Source organism: Leucobacter sp. M11 (assembly GCF_035726885.1).
GTDB lineage: Bacteria > Actinomycetota > Actinomycetes > Actinomycetales > Microbacteriaceae > JAPFRB01.
On record NZ_JAPFRB010000003.1, the window covers coordinates 158,714 to 160,311 of the forward strand.

General features: G+C 71.2%; 2 protein-coding genes. One reads left to right on the forward strand and one right to left on the reverse strand.

The genetic code is table 11. The features are described from left to right. Positions 1–198: 198 nt before the first annotated feature. Entirely contained in the window at positions 199–933 is a 735-nt protein-coding gene (locus OOT08_RS09005; protein ID WP_325092311.1) for a hypothetical protein, read from the forward strand. Between the two features lie 30 nt (positions 934–963). Here the strand turns inward: OOT08_RS09005 and OOT08_RS09010 are convergent, their stop codons facing one another. Further along, positions 964–1,584, reverse strand: a complete 621-nt coding sequence (locus OOT08_RS09010; RefSeq protein WP_325092892.1) for a response regulator transcription factor — start codon at positions 1,582–1,584, stop codon at positions 964–966. Positions 1,585–1,598 lie beyond the last annotated feature (14 nt).

Sequence of the window (1,598 nt, forward strand, 5' to 3'; positions counted from 1 at the left end):
GGGGAGCGCTCCGGCCGGGGCTCCCGGGGCGATGCGGCAGCGACTCCGCACGCGTTCAGACCGGCGGTATTTGTTCACACTTCGGTGACGATTGTGCCGCTGAGGCCCGTTTGGGCGATCTGGTATCCCGAGACTCCGTAAGTTAATTCACGACCACGCCACACACCGGCACCACCCAGGGAACAGGAAACCACCCCCATGAAGCACACCCCCGCCGCGCTGAGCGCCGTCGCACTCGCCTGCGCGCTCGCCCTGACCGCATGCTCCTCGGCTCCCGAGACTCCGGCCCCCGAGACGTCCTCCGCCCCCTCCTCCGCCGCCCCCGAGAAGAGCGAGGCCCCCGCCGAAGAGACCGAGTCCCCCGAGGCGCCCGCCGCGGACGCCGGGGCTCGCCCCGCCTGGGCGAAGAACCCGATCGACGTCGGCGAGTCCGTCGGCACGGGGTCCTCCGACACCTGGTCCGTCGAGATCTTCCGCGTCGGCAACGCCAAGACCGAAACCGATGGCACCTGGGCGATGCCCGACACCAAGGCACCCGTGATGCCCACCGGCTCCGAGATGACCGTGTACAACTTCGTGATCACGAACACGAGCGACAAGACGCTCGTGCTCGACGGCACCGAAGCGGCCATGATCAAGCACGGTGGGGTCGAGGACTACAAGGCGGTGCTCGGCTCCCGGGAGGATGGCATTTTTGAGGGCCTCGGGCTCAGCCGTACCGCCTACGACGTCGCGAACCTCGACCAGCTGCCCAAGTACGGCGACGAGCGCGGCTACCCGGTCGCCCCCGGCGAGTCCTTCGGCGCGACCCTGAGCACGTGGGCGACCCCCGGAGACCTCACGGCGAGCGTCACGCTCAACGTGATGGACGACGCCGGCAAGCGCATCGTGGACCAGACCGCGATCATCGACGTCCCGGTCACGCAGCCCTAAGTGCGGGGCGACCCGGGCGGCGGGGCGGCCTCAGAGCAGGCCGAGCTCCATCGCCCGGGTCACCGCCCGGGTGCGGTCACGCACCTCAAGCTTCTCGAAGACGTGCAGCAGGTGCGTCTTCACGGTGGCCTCCCCGATGAACAATCGGGCCGCGATGTCCGGGTTCGACAATCCGGCGGCCACAAGCGCCAGCACCTCGCCCTCGCGCGGGGTGAGCGCGGGCCGCGGCACCGCCTCGGTGCGGGCCCGGCTCACGAGCTGCGCCACGATTGAGGGGGCAAGTACGGCCTGCCCCGCGGCCACGGCCCGCACCCCGGCCAGGATCTCCGCCGCCGGAGCCGCCTTCAGCAGGTACCCGCTCGCCCCGGCCTCGATGGCCGCGAGGATCTGGTCGTCCTCCTCGTAGGTGGTGAGCACGAGCACGCGCACGCCGCCGCCCGCAACGATGCGAGCGGTCGCCGCCACCCCGTCCAGAACCGGCATTCTCAGGTCCATGAGCACGACCTCGGCGCGCCGCTCGGCGGCGAGCGCCACGGCCTCGCGCCCGTCCACCGCCTCGCCGACCACCTCGATGTCGGCTGCGGCGGTGAGGAGCGCGACGACCCCGGCGCGCACGACGGGGTGATCGTCAACGACGAGGACGCGGATCATGTGGGCTCCTGCGT